General features: G+C 44.0%; 15 protein-coding genes. 3 read left to right on the forward strand and 12 right to left on the reverse strand.

The genetic code is table 11. From position 1 onward, the window contains the following. Window positions 1–31: 31 nt before the first annotated feature. Window positions 32–2386 carry a DUF5686 family protein gene (locus tag CFE23_RS04850; protein ID WP_291084845.1) on the forward strand — a complete coding sequence of 785 codons (2355 nt, stop codon included), beginning with the start codon at window positions 32–34 and terminating at the stop codon, window positions 2384–2386. Between the two features lie 155 nt (window positions 2387–2541). Continuing rightward, window positions 2542–3537, forward strand: coding sequence for a hypothetical protein (locus tag CFE23_RS04855; protein WP_291084848.1), 996 nt, complete (start codon window positions 2542–2544; stop codon window positions 3535–3537). Window positions 3538–3639: 102 nt separating this feature from the next. On the opposite strand, the gene CFE23_RS04860 is transcribed toward CFE23_RS04855, so the two are convergent. From CFE23_RS04860 to pgi, 6 genes are all read right to left on the reverse strand, one after another. Next, the gene (locus tag CFE23_RS04860) at window positions 3640–5673 is read right to left on the reverse strand and encodes a M13-type metalloendopeptidase (protein WP_291084851.1); all 2034 of its coding nucleotides are present in this window, start codon (window positions 5671–5673) and stop codon (window positions 3640–3642) included. A 113-nt stretch (window positions 5674–5786) separates the two neighbouring features. Further along, complete coding sequence (locus CFE23_RS04865) at window positions 5787–6089, reverse strand: hypothetical protein (protein WP_291084854.1); 303 nt, start codon at window positions 6087–6089, stop codon at window positions 5787–5789. A gap of 455 nt (window positions 6090–6544) precedes the next feature. After that, the gene (locus CFE23_RS04870; RefSeq protein WP_291084857.1) at window positions 6545–6925 is read right to left on the reverse strand and encodes a septal ring lytic transglycosylase RlpA family protein; all 381 of its coding nucleotides are present in this window, start codon (window positions 6923–6925) and stop codon (window positions 6545–6547) included. 9 nt (window positions 6926–6934) lie between these two features. Then, entirely contained in the window at window positions 6935–7402 is a 468-nt protein-coding gene (locus tag CFE23_RS04875; RefSeq protein ID WP_291084860.1) for a septal ring lytic transglycosylase RlpA family protein, read from the reverse strand. Window positions 7403–7475: 73 nt separating this feature from the next. After that, entirely contained in the window at window positions 7476–7910 is a 435-nt protein-coding gene (locus CFE23_RS04880; protein WP_291084863.1) for a hypothetical protein, read from the reverse strand. Window positions 7911–7995: 85 nt separating this feature from the next. After that, window positions 7996–9639: a glucose-6-phosphate isomerase gene (gene pgi, locus CFE23_RS04885; RefSeq protein ID WP_291084866.1), complete on the reverse strand. Its 1644-nt coding sequence runs from the start codon at window positions 9637–9639 to the stop codon at window positions 7996–7998. Between the two features lie 154 nt (window positions 9640–9793). On the opposite strand from pgi, the gene CFE23_RS04890 reads away from it, so the two are divergent. Next, window positions 9794–10249, forward strand: coding sequence for a hypothetical protein (locus CFE23_RS04890; RefSeq protein WP_291084869.1), 456 nt, complete (start codon window positions 9794–9796; stop codon window positions 10247–10249). 177 nt (window positions 10250–10426) lie between these two features. Here the strand turns inward: CFE23_RS04890 and CFE23_RS04895 are convergent, their stop codons facing one another. The 6 genes from CFE23_RS04895 to CFE23_RS04920 all read right to left on the reverse strand — a co-directional run bounded on the left by CFE23_RS04895 (window position 10427) and on the right by CFE23_RS04920 (window position 16510). Beyond that, complete coding sequence (locus tag CFE23_RS04895) at window positions 10427–11659, reverse strand: peptidoglycan DD-metalloendopeptidase family protein (protein WP_291084872.1); 1233 nt, start codon at window positions 11657–11659, stop codon at window positions 10427–10429. A gap of 22 nt (window positions 11660–11681) precedes the next feature. Next, window positions 11682–12611 (reverse strand): tryptophan 2,3-dioxygenase family protein, encoded by a 930-nt coding sequence (locus CFE23_RS04900; protein WP_291084875.1) that lies wholly within the window; start codon window positions 12609–12611, stop codon window positions 11682–11684. Next, entirely contained in the window at window positions 12612–13382 is a 771-nt protein-coding gene (locus CFE23_RS04905; protein ID WP_291084878.1) for a DUF3108 domain-containing protein, read from the reverse strand. It lies immediately after the preceding gene. Between the two features lie 288 nt (window positions 13383–13670). After that, complete coding sequence (gene hppD / locus CFE23_RS04910; protein ID WP_291084881.1) at window positions 13671–14831, reverse strand: 4-hydroxyphenylpyruvate dioxygenase; 1161 nt, start codon at window positions 14829–14831, stop codon at window positions 13671–13673. Window positions 14832–15001: 170 nt separating this feature from the next. Next, entirely contained in the window at window positions 15002–15244 is a 243-nt protein-coding gene (locus tag CFE23_RS04915; RefSeq protein WP_363331554.1) for a four helix bundle protein, read from the reverse strand. A gap of 108 nt (window positions 15245–15352) precedes the next feature. Then, window positions 15353–16510 carry a homogentisate 1,2-dioxygenase gene (locus tag CFE23_RS04920; RefSeq protein WP_291084884.1) on the reverse strand — a complete coding sequence of 386 codons (1158 nt, stop codon included), beginning with the start codon at window positions 16508–16510 and terminating at the stop codon, window positions 15353–15355. Window positions 16511–16768: the final 258 nt, after the last annotated feature.

A 16768-nucleotide genomic window follows, 5' to 3' on the forward strand; every position in this document is an offset into this window, starting at 1 on the left:
CTATTATTTTTATCCCACCAAAACAACAAACATGAAAAGCCTTTACCTCACCCTATTCCTCTGGGCTGTATTGCCTTACTCCGTTTTTTCACAGGTTACCGGAACCGTCACCGATGGCGCCAGCAGGCTGCCGCTTGCGTTTGCGAATGTAAAGTCGGATACCGGCGTCACCGTTAGCACGGATATCAATGGGAAGTTTATCTTTCCGGCATCGAAGTCGCCGTCGTCGGTGACCTGTACTTATATCGGCTACAAGACGCAGCAGGTCGCCGTCAGTAACCGCACCGAGATCTTCATCACGATGCAGCCGGATGAAAGTGCACTCGATGAGGTCGTCATCACGGCCGTAAACCCCGCCAATGCAATCATCCGCAAGGTCATCGAGAACAAGAAACGCAACAACCCGGAGAACCTCAGTTCGTTTGCATACAACTGCTACAACAAATTGACGCTCAACACCAAAACAAGCGACAGCGTTCATGTCAAACTCGCCAAGGACAAACACCTGTTTATGATAGAATCGGTTACAAATCGCAAATTCCTGAGCCCCGACCTGAGTGAGGAAACTGTCACGGCCTCGCGCGTATCGGGTTTCCAGGAACCGTTCTTTGCGGCCGTCATGACGGATTTCCAGCCGTTCTCGTTTTATAAGGACGACATCCAGCTGCTCGACAAGCACTACCTGAACCCGATCAGCAACGGCAGCCTGAACAAATACCGCTTTCACCTCGAAGAGGAACGTATCGTGGGGAAGGACACGGTCTACATCATCTCGTTTACCCCGAAACCGGATAAGAAATTTGACGCGCTGAAAGGATTGCTGTACATCAACAGCAATGGGTATGCGGTGCAGAACGTCGTAACCCAGCCGGCAGAGCGCAAGAAGATCGAACTGCACATCACGCAGCAATACCAGTTCATCCAAAACCAATGGTTTCCGGAGCAACTGAGCTTTGCGTTGGTCTTCAACGAGTATCCTACGAAGAAGTTGACCATGGCCATGGAGGGCAAAAGCTACGTCGACAGCGTGCGCATCAATCCACCGTTGCGCAGGCGCGATTTTGGGCTCGAGACGGTGCACCTCGAACCGGATGCCACACGCAAAGACAGCACTTATTGGAATACGTACCGCCGCGAACAACTCAACAACATCGACCGCAAGACGTACCGGGTGCTCGACAGTGTCGGGAAAGTACACCATATGGATAAACTGATGAAAGGCGTCGTTAGCTTTGCCAATGGCAGGCTGCCGATCGGTTACGTCGACATTGACCTGAACCGTACGTTTACGTACAACCAATATGAGGGATTGCGCCTCGGCTCGGGACTGTACACTAACGAGCGGCTGTTTAAGCGGCTCACGCTGGGCGGCTTTTACGGCTATGGCTTAAAGGACGACGAGTCGAAGTATGGCGGCGAAGTGTTTTATGATATTTCGAAGAACCGCGAAATCCGCGTCGGCGTGCAGTATTACCACGATTTGTTTGAGACGGGCGTGCCCAATATGGACCTGACGCGCAAATCCTTGTTCGACTACCGGAAGTTCATGGGCTACCAATACGACTTGAAGGATGGCTTTGCGGCTTCGGTGGGATTCCGCAGCATGCGCTACTTTAAATGGAAGTTTACGCTCGCGTCTGAAGATGTTGCGCCGAAATACGATTATGCCTTCAATTACCAGGACAAGCCTGCGTTGGGGTACCGCAACAGCACGCTGAATGTGAACCTGCGGTTTGCGTACAAGGAAAAGCTTATGACAGTATTTAACAAACGCACCAGTGGCGGTACGGATTTCCCCGTGCTGAATGTCTCGTATACGAAAGGGCTGAAGGGTTTCCGCGACGGCGATTTCGATTACCATAAGGTAGAAGCGCAGCTGGAGCAATCGTTTTATACGAAGAACTTCGGGACCAGTTCCTATATGCTCCAGGCGGGTTATATCAACACGCCGCTGCCGTATGGGCTCAACTTCACGGGTGAAGGCAGCTACGATAAGGACATTCCGGTCCTGCTTAAGAATACGTTCCAGACATTGCAGCCCTATGAATTTCTGTCTGACCGTTATGTCAATGTGTTCCTGACACACGATTTTTCAGGTTTGTTGTTTAAGGCCGGAAAGTTCCAGCCGGGCATTTCGCTGCACACCAATTTGGGCTGGGGCGACCTCAAAAATCCCGAAGTGCATGAAGGCATCGCGTTTGTGAAGAAGGACAAATGGTTTGCAGAATCCGGTTTACAGCTGGACAGCCTGCTCAAACTCGATTATTTCGGCATTGCCGATGCGGGGCTGGGCGTTGCCGCGTTTTACCGATATGGCGCTTATGCATTGCCTGACGCTCAGGACAATATCGTTTTCAAATTCACTTTTCGCCTGACGCTGAAGTAGTTTTTCGCTTTCAATCTAGGCAATATAGTTTATAGTTTTCCGCTCGTCGGGTTATACAATTTCCACGCCCAAATCCCGTAAACAATGGTTTTAAAACTGTAAGGGATTCCGTAAGGGTCGGTATAATTTTGCTGTGTAAACTAAAATAAATTACAATGAAAAAATTACAATACTTATTTGCAGCAGCAGGATTGCTTGCAATGGCTTCATGTTCTTCTGATGATGACAACAACAGCTTAAACAATGACCTTACCGGAACGTACGAACTGACTTCGGCGGTTTCTGCACAGGCACAGGATTATGATGGCGACGGCGACAGCTCGACAAACCTTGTTACAGAAGGGACATGTTATACGGATTCATGGATTAGTTTCCACGACAATGGTACGTATGATGAGGTGTACTCATTCAGCACTACGGCTGCGAACGGTTTAAGCGTAGAATGCAACGAGGCGGTTTCTTCGGGAACTTACGTGGCTACCGGAACTACGGTTACGACAACACGTACTTCAGGGTCAGGCGTAGCCACGGCAACGTATACGTTTGACGCATCAAACCGCAAGTTAACCCGTACGGCAGCGGCGAGTTTATTGACAGCGTTCAACACAACGACTGCTTTGTGGACCAGCATGACCGGAAATCTGGAGTTGACATTTGAAAAATATACGAACAACGCCAACGATAACGGTGCGGGTATTGATGACACGGATAATGTGAGTACTACAGGCCAAATCTCAGGTACTTTCGGTTTAACGGGATTGTTTACAGTGGCGTCTCAGGATCTTGATGACGATGGTGACAGTTCTACGAACCTGGTTAGTGAAACGAATTGTTACACTGATTCTAACATCGTATTCAGCAACAATGGTACGTATACCGAAGCGGCTTTTTTCACCAATGTGAATGCTACGGGATCTGCCTTAACCTGCGAATCTCAGAACATCACCGGGACCTATACGCGTACCGGAAACATGATTTTCCTGAGAAGGCCATCAGGAGATACTACATTTACGACGGAGTATTCGTTTGACGCGACCAACAATACGCTGATGCGTTCAGATGTTAGCGGTAATTACCCATCGTTCAATGCTGCCACGAACCTGTATACGATGCAGGCGGGTACGTTGGAATACAAATATGTGAAAGAATAATTTCTAAGCCATTCAGAAATAAGGAAAGCCTGCAGTAATGCAGGCTTTTTTATTTTCCAAATATGGATGCAAAAAACCCCGCATGGCCGCGGGGTTTTGTTTTTACCAGATCTTAACCCTTTTTTCAGGGGCAAGGTATAAGGAGTCACCAGGTTTTACTTTAAACGCTTCATAGAATTCAGGAATGTTTCTTACGATTCCATTGACACGGAAATGCGCCGGTGAGTGTGGATTTGAAGCCACAAGGTTTCTTAATGCCTCTTCCCTTGATTTTTCAAGCCATGACTGCGCATAGCCAATGAAGAAACGCTGCTCTCCGGTGAAACCGTCAAGTACTGGCGCTGTCTTTCCTTCAAGACTTTTCTTGTATGCTTTCAGCGCGATGGTAATTCCACCAAGGTCACCGATGTTTTCGCCCAATGTAAATTCACCATTCACGTTGAGGTCTGGGAATACTTTAAATTCGTTGTACTGTGATACCAAAGCACCTGTTCTTTCCTTAAATGCTGCTTTGTCCTTTTCAGTCCACCAGTTTCTCATGGTTCCGGTACCGTCAAATGTACTTCCCTGGTCATCAAAACCGTGACCAATTTCGTGACCAATCACGGCTCCGATACTACCATAGTTCACTGCATCATCTTTGGTAAGGTCAAAGAAAGGCGGTTGTAAAATGGCCGCAGGGAATACAATTTCGTTCATGCTGGGGTTATAATATGCATTGATGGTTTGCGGCGTCATGCCCCATTCCTTGCGGTCTACCGGTTTGCCTAATTTGTCAAGCTGGCGGTTGTATTCAAATGCAGTCGCCCTTTCGAGGTTACCATATAAATCACCTTTGACGATTTTCAGTGAGGAGTAATCACGCCATTTATCAGGATATCCGATTTTTGGAGTGAATTTTGACAGTTTGTCCAGCGCTTCTTTCTTAGTAGCGGGTGTCATCCAGTCCAGAGACTGAATGCTCTCTTTGTAAGCGGCAAGGATGTTTTTGACCATTTCTGACATTCTTTCCTTTGCTTCGGGAGAAAAGTGTTTTTTTACATAGATTTCTCCAATCACTTCACCAAGGCTTCCGTTTACGACTTCGACACCCCTTCTCCATAGGGGAAGCTGCGCTTCTGTTCCTGAAAGTACTTTTCCGTAGAACTCGAAGTTCTGCTTGTCAAATGCGTCAGTCAGGGAACCTGCAGCGTTGTCAATAAGGTTCCATTTAAGGTAGGTCTTCCAGGTATCAAGCGGCGCCGCTTTGATGATGCCGTCAACTGCTTTCAGGAAACCTGGCTGGCAGGCAAGAATATCTTTCTGGTTTTTGATTCCTGCTTTGTCAAGCATCAATGCCATGTTGAATGTCGGCATGTATTTCTTAAAATCAGCAATGGCGGTTTTGTTGTAAATCAGCGACATATCCCTTGTCAGTTCTTTTTTCATGTGCTGCGCGGCAATCTGGGTTTCAAGTCCAAGAATTTCTGTCGCTTTTTTATCGCCATCGGCTATGCCAGCAAGCGTAAACATTTTTGCCACATGTGCTTTAAACTTTTCACGGATTTGCTTTGACTTTTCGTCCTGAAGGAAGTAGTATTCCCTTTCCGGAAGGCTGATGCCACTTTGCCATGCATACAGTACATATTTTGTCGGATCTTTAAAATCTTCGGTGACACCCACCGCAATTGGTGAGCCGTTACCGTTTTTGTTTGCTTCCCCGAAATAGGCAGCGAGATCTTCGTAAGTTTTAATACCGTCGATACGGGATAATTCCGGAACGATCGGGTTGATGCCCTTGGCATTCCGCGTTTTCATGTCGAGATAAGAATCGTACAGATCGCCCACTTTTTGTTCGTTGGATCCATTGGCGAAGTTGCCTTTTGCCGATTCCTCGATGATGGCCTTGACATCTTCCTGCGCTTTGTCATTCAGGATGTCAAAAACACCATAAGACGATTTGTCTGCCGGGATTTTGTTGGCCTTTGCCCAGGCGCCATTAACGTAGGCATCGAAATTATCTCCGGGCTTTACGGACTTATCCATATTTTTCACGATAATTCCGGAACCGAGATTTTGCTCTTTGTCGGATTTGCAGGAAGTTATTGCAAGCAATCCGGCAGCCATCAGCAGAGAGACAGTTTGTTTGTTCATCATTTTTGTTGCATTAGTTGTTGATTAATAAAAGTCTGTGCAGAAAGGTTAGTTTCATTTCTCCACAAATTGTTACAAATTAATAAATTAAATGCAGATGTTTTATATTATTGCGCTTACATTTCCAGGTCTTTGTCTTTTTCGTAAAAATTAACGTAGAAGAATTGCGCTGGGTCGAGGCCCAGTTCGACAAATGTATTCGTTAACAGCAATAGCTGATTTCCAACGTCGACTCCGGCGCGTTTCAGGAATTCAGTGAAATGTTCGAGATTTTCAAACTTAAAGCTGAGGGTTGTGTTAAGCGAATAGGGTGTGATCTTAAAATCGAATGGTTTTCCGGTACCTGGATTTTTTTCGGGAAGTTGATGGAACCCGGCTTTAATCAGGGCGTCAAAAACAGTTTTAAAGTCGTCTTTCATAGTAATTTTATTTGTGCGGTTCACTAAGTTACTAAAATTCGTGCTCCCGAGGGTTATGTTTAATTTACTATTGCTTTTTAAAAATCAATAACTTCAAAAATCACCCAATTTTTTTTTCGCCTGACGCAACCAATTCTATTTGTCTTACTCTAAAGTATAAACCAATCCATCAAAGCATCAAACGAATAGAGGCAGGATGTCAAGGTCCTGTCTACTACCCAGCTCCGCAAAGCCACCCGGCTTTGCGGTTTTTTTATACTAAAAAAGCCACTGATCAAATCAGTGGCTTTTCCAAAAAAAATCTAAAATCGAATATTTAACTTGTGATGAAGTTTAATGTAAAATGATGCGGAATAGGAAAGTAAACAATAAACCCGGGGATGGGCGAAGCATTGTGGTTTCAGGCAACTCCTCTCTAATAACGTTGGTGCTTTTGGAATATTGTGTGGCCGGGCTTATTTTATTATTTCAATCGTAACCCTGAGCGTGCCATGGTTTTTGTTGTCGGTAATTTCCATAAAGGCGCGTTTGGTAAGGTCCAGTTCGCGGGTTTGCTTTTGTGGTCCACGATCATTGACCGTTACCACAACCGATTTGTCATTGGCCAAATTGGTTACTTTTAAACGGGTACCAAATGCCAATGTACGGTGTGCTGCGGTCAATTTGGAATTGGAGAACTTCTCGCCGTTCGCCGTCTTGTTTCCGTTGAACTTGTCGGCATAATAGGAAACTTCGGCATTGCGTTTGTAGACGTTTCCAGAAGCTTTTTTTCCGGAACCGCATTGGCACAAAAGCAAAACAATCAGTGAGGCCGCGAAGATCCGGATGGCTTTCATAGGCGCGGATTATTGGACTTCTTCGATGGTGACAACGAGTGAACCACCATATTTTGAAGAAGCGATTTCCATAAAGGCTTTTTTCGTGAGGTCGATGTCGCGTCCGCGTGTGAACGGTCCGCGGTCGTTGACTTCCACAACGACCGATTTGCCGTTAGCCTCATTGGTAATCCGCAGTTTGGTTCCAAAAGGGAACCGGCGGTGTGCTGCGGTATATTTGGAATTGTCAAAGCGTTTTCCGCTTGCCGTACGACGGCCATTCAGTTTGTCGGCGTAGTACGAGGCATGGGCATTTTTTTTGACGAGCTTAAATTTTGAAATTAGTTTCAGGCTGTCTTTCTGTGCACCTCTTTTTAGGGAATCCTGGACTTTTTTATCCTGTTTGAATTTGTCTGCTGTTTTTTCATGACTGGAAAAGCCAAACGAGAATATAACAGTAAACAAGGCCAACAACAGTATTGTGGTTTTATGTTTCATGAGCAAAGCTTTAATTTTTACGGATTTCATGTAAAGCGTTTAAATGAAAAAGCTCCTTGTGGGAGCCTTGATTTTATTTAAACCATAAATCCCATGGAATTCGGGACAGAATCAATACGGCCCCAATGGCGTAAAATATGGTGATCGTTTTGAATTTCTCGTGGCTTGTGGTTTTCTTTTTATGCAAAGACCAGCCCACGGTAATCAATACAATACCAATTAAATTAATGAGGGGATGCTCTAATGCCGTCAATCGCAAGGTAGCATCTTTAATCTGCGGAAGCGCTGCTTTTCCCAGCGGCGATACGAAATAAAGGATAATGCCGATTAAAAACTGTATGTGCACGAACACCAGTCCAAAAAGGGCAACTTTACGGCTTTTGGCGGTAAACTCTTTTTTAGACGTCAGGCCGACGAGCGAATTCAGGACGGCGATTAATAAAAACGCAATGGCGACATAAGCCCATCCAGCATGGAATTTTTGGATATAATAATAGAGATTGTCCATTTCTTAATTTTTTAAGGGAATCAAATATAAGAAAAAAACCATAAAAAAAGCCTCACATTTCGGTAAGGCTTGAAGTTGGGTTGATTTATTTGTGCTGTAAAAAATGTTTTAATAGCATTTCTGTCGAGGTATCGTGCTTGTTGACATTTCCTGAGTTGATTTCTTCCAGGATTGAATTCGCCAACTGCTTGCCCAGTTCAACACCCCATTGGTCATAGCTGAAAATATTCCAGATCACACCCTGCACAAAAATTTTGTGTTCATAAAGTGCGACCAGTGCGCCCAGCGTTTCCGGGGTAAGCGACTCGATCAGAATGGTGTTTGTCGGTTTATTTCCTTTGAAAACCTTAAAAGGCAAAAGAAAATCTGCCTGTGCTGATGGCAGGTTTTGTTTTTCAAATTCTGCTGCAACTGTGGCTGCGTCTTTACCATGCATCAAGGCTTCGGTCTGCGCAAAAAAGTTTGACATCAATTTGTTGTGGTGGTCCTGATTGCCGTACAGCGGTTTTATAAATCCGATAAAGTCGGTAGGGATTAATTTGGTTCCCTGGTGAATCAACTGGAAAAAAGCATGCTGCGAATTTGTCCCGGGTTCTCCCCAGATTATGGTTCCGGTTTGATAGTTTACCATATTTCCGCCACGGTCTACGCTTTTACCGTTGCTTTCCATAATGCCCTGCTGCAGGTATGGTGCAAGCTTTTGTAAATACTGCGTATATGGGATCAGTGCTTCACTTTCGGATCCGAAGAAGTTATTGTACCAGACACTGATCAATGCCAGCATCACCGGGATATTCTCATTGAAGGCTGCGGTGCGGAAGTGGTTGTCCATGTTGTTTGCGCCCTGGAGCAGTTTATCAAAATGGTCAAAACCCACCGCGAGGCTGATGGAAAGCCCAACGGCGCTCCACAACGAAAAACGCCCGCCAACCCAGTCCCACATTGGGAAAATGTTCTCAGGGTCAATCCCGAAATCGGTTACTTTTTGAATATTTGTCGAGACCGCGACGAAATGTTTGGCAACGTCGTCCTGTTTCGCGGACTGTAAAAACCAGGCCCGAATCGTCTCAGCGTTGGTAAGTGTCTCCTGTGTGGTAAACGTTTTGGAAGCCACAACAAACAGCGTTGTTTCCGGGTGGATCTTTTTGAGCACCTCATTCACGTGATCCCCGTCAATATTTGAGACGAAATGCACGTTCAGGTGGTTTTTATAAAACTGCAATGCCTCTACCACCATCGCCGGGCCCAGGTCTGAACCGCCAATCCCGATGTTTACAACATCTGTAAATGCTTTACCGGTGAACCCTTTCCGTTTTCCCTGAATAATCTCGTCGGAAAAGTTCCTCATCTTATTTTTTACGGCATAAATCTCCGGCATCACATTGATGCCGTCAACCTTCACGTCTGCTGATGCAGGCGCCCTCAATGCCGTATGCAGCACCGCGCGATTTTCAGTCTGGTTGATTGCTTCGCCGGCAAAATATTGTGAAACAGCGTCTTGGAGTTTCACTTCTTCAGCAAGCTGCAATAATAATGATACCGTTTCTTCTGAGATGATATTTTTAGAGTAATCGATTAGAAAATTATTCCATTTAAGGCTGAATTTTGAAGGCCTGTCCGCATCTTCTTCAAACATGCGCTTCATGGAAACAGATTTCATTTCTGCGTAATGTTCGCCCAGTTTTTTCCAGGCTGAAGTCGTTGTCGGGTTCGTATTTTCTAATGGCATCGGTTTATTTTTTACAGGCGCAAATTTAAGGTTTTAGTTAATAAGTTTATGAATAAGTTATAAAACGAAAGCCTTGTAGTAGCAATTTATTGGGATAATATTGCGCTTAACATTTTTTTAAAACGCTTAGGTTTTACTTTTGTAAAAAATTGAAATGAAAAAGATTTTATTTGTCCTTATCGCTTTTGCTTTTATGAATACGTCGCAGGCACAGCAAATTGGCCTTGTCAGAAATGCACAGTTCCGGATTACCGCAAACCTTGATCCTATTAAAAGGCAGTGGGAGCAAATGCTGCTCGAACAAAAAATCCCTGCTTATCTTGTAAACTTTGAAATCCAGTCCGGAATGGACAATATCAGCGGCGGCACCTACTATATGCTGCTCGCGAGCAACCAGGACCGCAGTGTAAAAGTGGCACGCGCACTGCAATTGAAAAATGGCTATTTGTCTTTTTATAAAGGACAGGAAGAACCGTTTGGGATTGCGACCTGCTCAGGCTGTAATAAGGCGTGCAATCCAACCGTCTCAGCAGGCAAATGGATTTGTGATGGAGCATGTGCAGGGGATAAACCTTGTGAAAAGACCGTTACGGCAGAAATCAAGCAATAAATCTTTCAGGAAAATTATTTTGGCGCGTCCCTTCGGGTCGGGCTTTCCGCTGTATCTTTTACAAAACAAAGGTTTTGTAAAAGGATGCCGCTTCTCTCGAAGCTTCGGGGCCTCGCGCGGTCAGGCATCACATTGCGGCATTCGTTCGATAAAAGGGTTCGGAAGAACCGGGAAACATTACATGTTCAGCTTCACTTTTGCAACGCTGTCAAGTTCCCGTTTTAATGGCGCTATTTCCTTCAGGAACCGCGGTTTATATTTGGCTGCCATGGGTTCAGAGTTTGGAAGCTTGAGTCTTAAGGCATCTACCTGTTGTCCATTTACCCAAAAACGGTAACAGACATGCGGCCCAGTGGCAAGCCCGGTACTGCCCACACGCCCGATAACATCTCCCTGGCTCACCCTTTGACCGCGGCGCACCAATATTTTAGACATGTGGAGGTATTGCGTCTCATAGGTCCGGTTGTGTTTCACTTTTACAAAATTCCCATTCCCTGCCGTGTATCCGGTATTTTCCACCACACCGGCTGCCGTGGTCATAATTGGTGTACCGGTTGGCGCGGCATAATCGGTGCCTTTGTGTGCTTTCCAGACATGCTGAACGGGGTGGAACCTGTTTTTGGCGTAACGCGAGGTGATATTCACAAACTTAAGCGGTGCTTTCAGGAACATGTTTTTCAACACTTTTCCTTCTTCATCATAATAATCTACTTTGGAGGAAGCGGTATCCTGTTTAAATGGAAAGGCATAAATAATTTTTCCTTTGTATTCAAAAAATGATGCTTCCAGGTTTTCAACGCCATCATAGACGGTATCGTTGATGTAGCGCTCGGTGAATGTAATAGCAAAACGGTCGCCTTTTTGTAATTTAAAAAAGTCGATAGACCAAGCGTATATTTTGGAGATATCGGTGGCAAGCGAGGCATGCACTTTCTGGCGTTCCAGCGTTTCTGACAAAGAGCCATCGAGCGCACAGGCAATGGTTCGCCTTTTCAGGGACATTGGCCTTATTTTCTTATAAGCCCTGACCGAATCCCGTAAATCAATTACATAATAAGACGTACGGTCCGGTTGGTAAACAAATACTTGTAGTTTTTTGGATTGGTCTTTGGAACGAAGCATGGTGTAGGGCTTTCCCACGCGGATTTTCCTGACATCAAACGTGTCTTTCATTTTTTCAACGATTTCATGAACTTTGGCATCGCCTATGTTCTGTTTGTCCAGCAAACTCCCGAAGGTATCGCCACTAACAATCGTATCGTGGACCACATCGAAATCATTTAGCCGGAATCCAAATTCGATGACAACCGGATTGGGTTTTTTTACAGGCGCAGCGACTTTGTCTTTTTCAGATTTGCCGCATGAAATCAAACAAAGGAAAGCGAATATAATGAGGGGAACATTTTTCAAGATCACAAAATTTGGGGTTTAACTATTTTTCTTCACCCCATGAGGCTAACTCTTCCTCAGACCACAACTCGGGGAAAAATATCCGCCTTTGGTATTTTGGATGCATGTATTTTTTCCAGTCGCTTCCGCCCGTCGCTTCCCCGTTTCCGCGGCCGCTGTCAATGTATTTTTTGGCCGCATTTAGGTGTCCCATAACCCAGGTGATGTTCACTGTGTAATCGTAATGGCGCATGGCTTCGATTAATTCAGGATTCGCCTGGTCTTCGACGGGAAGCTGCCGGAATTTTTGCCAGATATTGGTTTTATTATATTCTTTCATTTTTCGAATAAAAGAATCTTTGTATTTGCGTTCGAATTCCTCTATTAAATAGGATTTTTTTCCCGTGTGGTAGTCTTTGCCGGCGGCCTGCCAGTATAAGTGTTCAAACGCATGTTCGAATGGCGTGTTTCTATCAATAGTATCCCGGAACCTGTAATCGATAAGATTGATAAGATCAGTTGAGGCAAATTCAATCAGGCGATATTGGGCACTCTGAAAGCCGCTCGCCGGGGTAAGTGTGTTGCGAAACTTCATGTATTGTTCCACTTCCATGCCATCACCCATAATGTCAAAAGAGGTGGTGAGCATATCAAAATACCGGCTGATTCTCATCAACCGCTCTACAAAAAATCCCGTTTCAAGGTGGTCATTATTTGAAAGCTGGTCAATTTCCCAAAGGATCATTTTGAAAAGGAGCTCGTTGACCTGGTGGTACATGATAAATACCATTTCGTCAGGCAGTGTCGTCCTTTGTGTCTGCAGGTTTAACAATGCGTCGGTTTGAATGTAATCCCAATAAGTAATTGGTTTAGACCACAGCAAACCTTCAAGATGGGTATCTGTTTTTTGATTTAATGCCTGAAATTTGGCGTCAATTTTATTTAAAAGCTCGTCGGTTTGTGTCGTGTTCATTTATGGTTTTACTTTTACTGTAAAAGGATATTTCAATCCTTTGAATGCATCGAGATCGGCTTTAATCGAGCCGACAGCAAGCGATGCCTTTATACGCAATGGCATCTTATTATCGTCATCTGAAATCCAGACGGTCAAACTTTCCTGTTCCTTAAATACCCGCCCGGCCTGAACAAATGGCCTGAAAATCATGGTCGGGATCGTGCCAAATTTAGTTTTTAAATCTTCCCTGCCAATAAATTTTAACTTAAACTTTGTCGTCTCATCATCGAAGAACATGTCAATATTCACGGATTCGCCAACTTTCAGTTTATCAATCGTTGGATAATTCCGCAGATAGTAAAAAGTGGATAGGATGTCCTGCGTACCGTCTGGCACGCTGAATGTCTTCTCTGTTTTTTTCTTGTAATCCTTTACGATAATTTTATCCGACGATTGTATGAAGAACCCTTCCTGGTTCTTTGTATAGCCGCCTTCGTCGATTTTCCTGACGAACCTGTACGGCTTTCCGGTCTCCCTGTCAAAGTAACTCTCATAGGTGTCATCCACTTTGAAGAATATTTTTGACATGCCTGTGGTATAACCTTTGCCGATTGCATGAAAAATTTTATCGTTCTCTCCCTGCTTGATTTCCATTGTCGCATAGCCAGCCGTCACAAATCCATAGTGGATGCGAAACTTAAACCATTCTCCAACGTCAAAAGCCCTTTCTTTCTGTGTAGTAAAACTGGTGAGGATTACTAACAGAATTATCATCGAATATCTTTTCATAGCATTTTAAATTTTTTACATCTAGCGAAGCAAAAACTATACCAAAAGTACCAAAACAAAAAAACCCAGTCAAATTAATGACTGAGTTTTTATGCTATTAACCAACCAAAACTATAAATTATGAAAATTTACATAAAAACTCCAGGAACCACCCCTTTGTTTTTGCGAGCGCAAAGATACGTTGATTTTTAATTATTCCAATCTAAAAATCAACTTTAACATATTATTCGCAAAAAAGGCTATACAAGAACGTTTTCGATTGAGTAATGTTTAATGATTTTTAGGTTTTTATAAAGTCCCTCTTTTTGCCTGCTCTCTTTCAATGGACTCAAACAGTGCTTTGAAATTTCCAGCGCCAAAACCTTTCGCGCCCATACGCTGTATGATTTCGAAAAACAGCGTCGGGCGGTCCTGTACCGGTTTTGTAAAGATTTGTAACAAATAGCCTTCTTCATCGGCGTCGACCATGATCGCGAGTTTTTCAATTTCTGAAATGTCTTCTTTCATCATTTTCATATGGTTGCCAAGCCTTTCGGGAATGGCTTCATAATAGGCATGTGGGGGTGCAGAAAGAAATTCTACCCCGCGGGCCCTCAGCTCGGTTACTGTCTTGATGATGTCATCGGTGGCTATTGCGATATGCTGGATACCCGGGCCTCCATAAAAATCAAGATATTCTTCGATCTGGGATTTTTTCTTCCCTTCGGCGGGCTCGTTAATCGGAAACTTGATGCGGCCGTTTCCGTTTGACATGACTTTGCTCATTAACGCGGAATATTCCGTATTGATTTGCTTGTCATCAAACGAGAGAAAGTTTACAAATCCCATGACATCTTCATACCACTTTACCCAGGTATTCATTTCGCCCCAGCCCACATTACCGACCATATGATCGATATATTTCAGTCCGGTAGGCTCAGGATTATAATCCGATTCCCATTTTTTATAGCCGGGCAGGAATACCCCCTTATAATTTTTACGCTCTACGAAAATGTGTACGGTTTCACCATAAGTGTAAATTCCGGAACGGATTACCGTCCCGAATTCGTCCTCTTCGACCGTAGGTTCCATAAACGATCTTGCGCCGCGCCTCGTGGTTTCTTCATAAGCGCTCGTTGCATCTTCAACCCATAGCGCTGCCACTTTGACACCGTCACCGTGTTTTTTCAGGTGCTCGTTAATTGGCGAATGCTCATTCAGGGGTGTCGTTAGCACCAACCTGATTTTGTCTTGTTTCAATACGTAGGATGTCCTGTCGCGCACTCCTGTTTCAAGCCCCGCATACGCCAAGGACTGATAGCCAAACGCGGTTTTATAGAAATGTGCAGCCTGCTTGGCGTTGCCCACGTAAAACTCAACGTAATCTGTTCCTAAAAGCGGCAGGAAATCCTGGGCGCCTTCAAATATTTTTTCGAGTCCGTACTCGACTGATTTTACTTCTTTACTCATTTTAATCGGATAATTTGAAAATTAGATAATTAGACAGTTCCTTGAACTGCTTAACTATTTAATTTTGAGGTTGATATAATTTTATTTAGAATTCGTATCAATTCAGATAAATCAATTAATAATTTTCCGCAGTTTGGATACGAATGGTATTGATCACACACAAAAAGCCATTATTCAACTTCGTCCGCCTCCTTAAGCGCAATCTTCAATTTATGAATAAAGTCTTTCTTGCTTTCCGCATTTTGGGCTTCCTTAGCATTTGCACCGATTGATGTACCTGATTTTAAAATCTGATTTGCAAGAACGAATTTCTTTTTTGCCTGTAGATCCTCTGCGTAATTAATTATATTTAACGAGAATTCAAACGATTTCAACAAAAGAACATTGTCTTTGTATTTTTCATTAAATGTCATATTGTTTGGCGTATAAATTTGGTTGTTTGGCTTGAAAAGGTCAATTTTCAAATTGACTAACTATCTCATTTTCTAATTGGCTCATGCTTTCATTTTCAAATTAGCTCATTATTCTACCCACGACTTATAATATTGCCCGTCATCCAAAGCCATAGCTTCCTCCGTCACCATGAGTGGCCTGAACGTATCGACCATAACAGCCAATTCTTCAGTGATGGTTTTGCCAATACTTCTTTCCATAGCACCAGGTGCAGGACCGTGTGGAATGCCTTTCGGGTGTAACGTGATATGTCCCTGTTCGATGTTGTTCCTGCTCATGAAGTCGCCATCGACATAATATAGCACTTCATCGCTGTCAATGTTGCTGTGGTTATATGGTGCAGGGATCGCTTTCGGATGGTAATCATACAACCTTGGGCAGAAGGAACACACGACAAATGTCGCGGTTTCGAATGTCTGGTGTACTGGCGGTGGCTGGTGTACCCGACCGGTGATCGGCTCGAAGTTGTGGATACTGAATCCATAAGGGAAGTTGTATCCATCCCACCCAACGACATCAAACGGGTGTGTAGCATATACCACTTCGTGGATCATACCCTCTTTTTTGATTTTGATCAGGAAATCCCCTTTTTCGTCATGGGTTTCCAGTGCTTCCGGCAATTTAAAATCGCGTTCGCAAAATGGGGAATGTTCGAGGTGCTGGCCCGATGCATTTTTATACCGTTTAGGGGTGTAAAAAGGCGCGTAAGACTCGACGTAAAACAGGCGGTTTTCCGAAGTTTCAAACTCGATTTGATAAATCATGCCGCGTGGGATGATTAGGTAATCGCCGTATTCGAATGAAATGTTTCCCATCATGGTACGCAGCTTTCCTTTCCCTTTGTGGATGAAAAGCATTTCGTCGGCGTCAGCATTTTTATAGAAATATTGCGTCAGGGACTGCTGTGGTGCAGCGAGGCCGATGATACAGTCGCGGTTCACAAGCATGGCCTTACGGCTGTCAAGGAAATCGGCTTCCGGCTTCAGGTCAAATCCTTTAAAAAGCAAGGATTTTATGTTTTTGCCGATGGCGATTTTCGGTTCTACGGAATAGGATTTGGTGATTTCCTTTACCTGTGTGGGACGGTGTACGTGATACAACAGCGCGGAATGCCCATGGAATCCTTCGGTACCAAATAGTTGCTCATAATACAAACCGCCGTCTGGTTTTTCGAACTGGGTGTGCCGCTTTTGCGGGAAATCTCCGAGTTTATGATAAATTGGCATAATCTGGAATTAAAAATGGAACAATTAGAAAATGAGATAATTTACTTAGGGCTCCTTAGAATTTAGCCCATAATAATCTTTGCTAATTTTCTAATTCCCTAATTTCCTAATTCCACTCATTCAGGATTTCTCTTGATGAGGAATTTCAGATGCGATAATAAGTCCTGCCAATTGGTTTTCATTGTAACAAATATCGGAAAAATTTAATTTTCGAGTGATTTTATTGGCGAATATTTAAAAAACAAAAAAGGCAGTAAA

Origin of the sequence: Flavobacterium sp. BFFFF1, from assembly GCF_002256285.1 — a bacterium.
Taxonomy (GTDB): Bacteria; Bacteroidota; Bacteroidia; order Flavobacteriales; family Flavobacteriaceae; genus Flavobacterium.

Coding starts and splice junctions, on each gene's coding strand:
- CFE23_RS04920 (WP_291084884.1), bottom strand. CDS start 16,510: ATGCCAATTTATCATAAACTCGGAGATTTCCCGCAAAAGCGGCACACC.
- CFE23_RS04875 (WP_291084860.1), bottom strand. CDS start 7,402: ATGAAACATAAAACCACAATACTGTTGTTGGCCTTGTTTACTGTTATA.
- hppD (WP_291084881.1), bottom strand. CDS start 14,831: ATGAGTAAAGAAGTAAAATCAGTCGAGTACGGACTCGAAAAAATATTT.
- CFE23_RS04870 (WP_291084857.1), bottom strand. CDS start 6,925: ATGAAAGCCATCCGGATCTTCGCGGCCTCACTGATTGTTTTGCTTTTG.
- CFE23_RS04900 (WP_291084875.1), bottom strand. CDS start 12,611: ATGAACACGACACAAACCGACGAGCTTTTAAATAAAATTGACGCCAAA.
- CFE23_RS04905 (WP_291084878.1), bottom strand. CDS start 13,382: ATGAAAAGATATTCGATGATAATTCTGTTAGTAATCCTCACCAGTTTT.
- pgi (WP_291084866.1), bottom strand. CDS start 9,639: ATGCCATTAGAAAATACGAACCCGACAACGACTTCAGCCTGGAAAAAA.
- CFE23_RS04855 (WP_291084848.1), top strand. CDS start 2,542: ATGAAAAAATTACAATACTTATTTGCAGCAGCAGGATTGCTTGCAATG.
- CFE23_RS04860 (WP_291084851.1), bottom strand. CDS start 5,673: ATGATGAACAAACAAACTGTCTCTCTGCTGATGGCTGCCGGATTGCTT.
- CFE23_RS04890 (WP_291084869.1), top strand. CDS start 9,794: ATGAAAAAGATTTTATTTGTCCTTATCGCTTTTGCTTTTATGAATACG.
- CFE23_RS04865 (WP_291084854.1), bottom strand. CDS start 6,089: ATGAAAGACGACTTTAAAACTGTTTTTGACGCCCTGATTAAAGCCGGG.
- CFE23_RS04915 (WP_363331554.1), bottom strand. CDS start 15,244: ATGACATTTAATGAAAAATACAAAGACAATGTTCTTTTGTTGAAATCG.
- CFE23_RS04850 (WP_291084845.1), top strand. CDS start 32: ATGAAAAGCCTTTACCTCACCCTATTCCTCTGGGCTGTATTGCCTTAC.
- CFE23_RS04880 (WP_291084863.1), bottom strand. CDS start 7,910: ATGGACAATCTCTATTATTATATCCAAAAATTCCATGCTGGATGGGCT.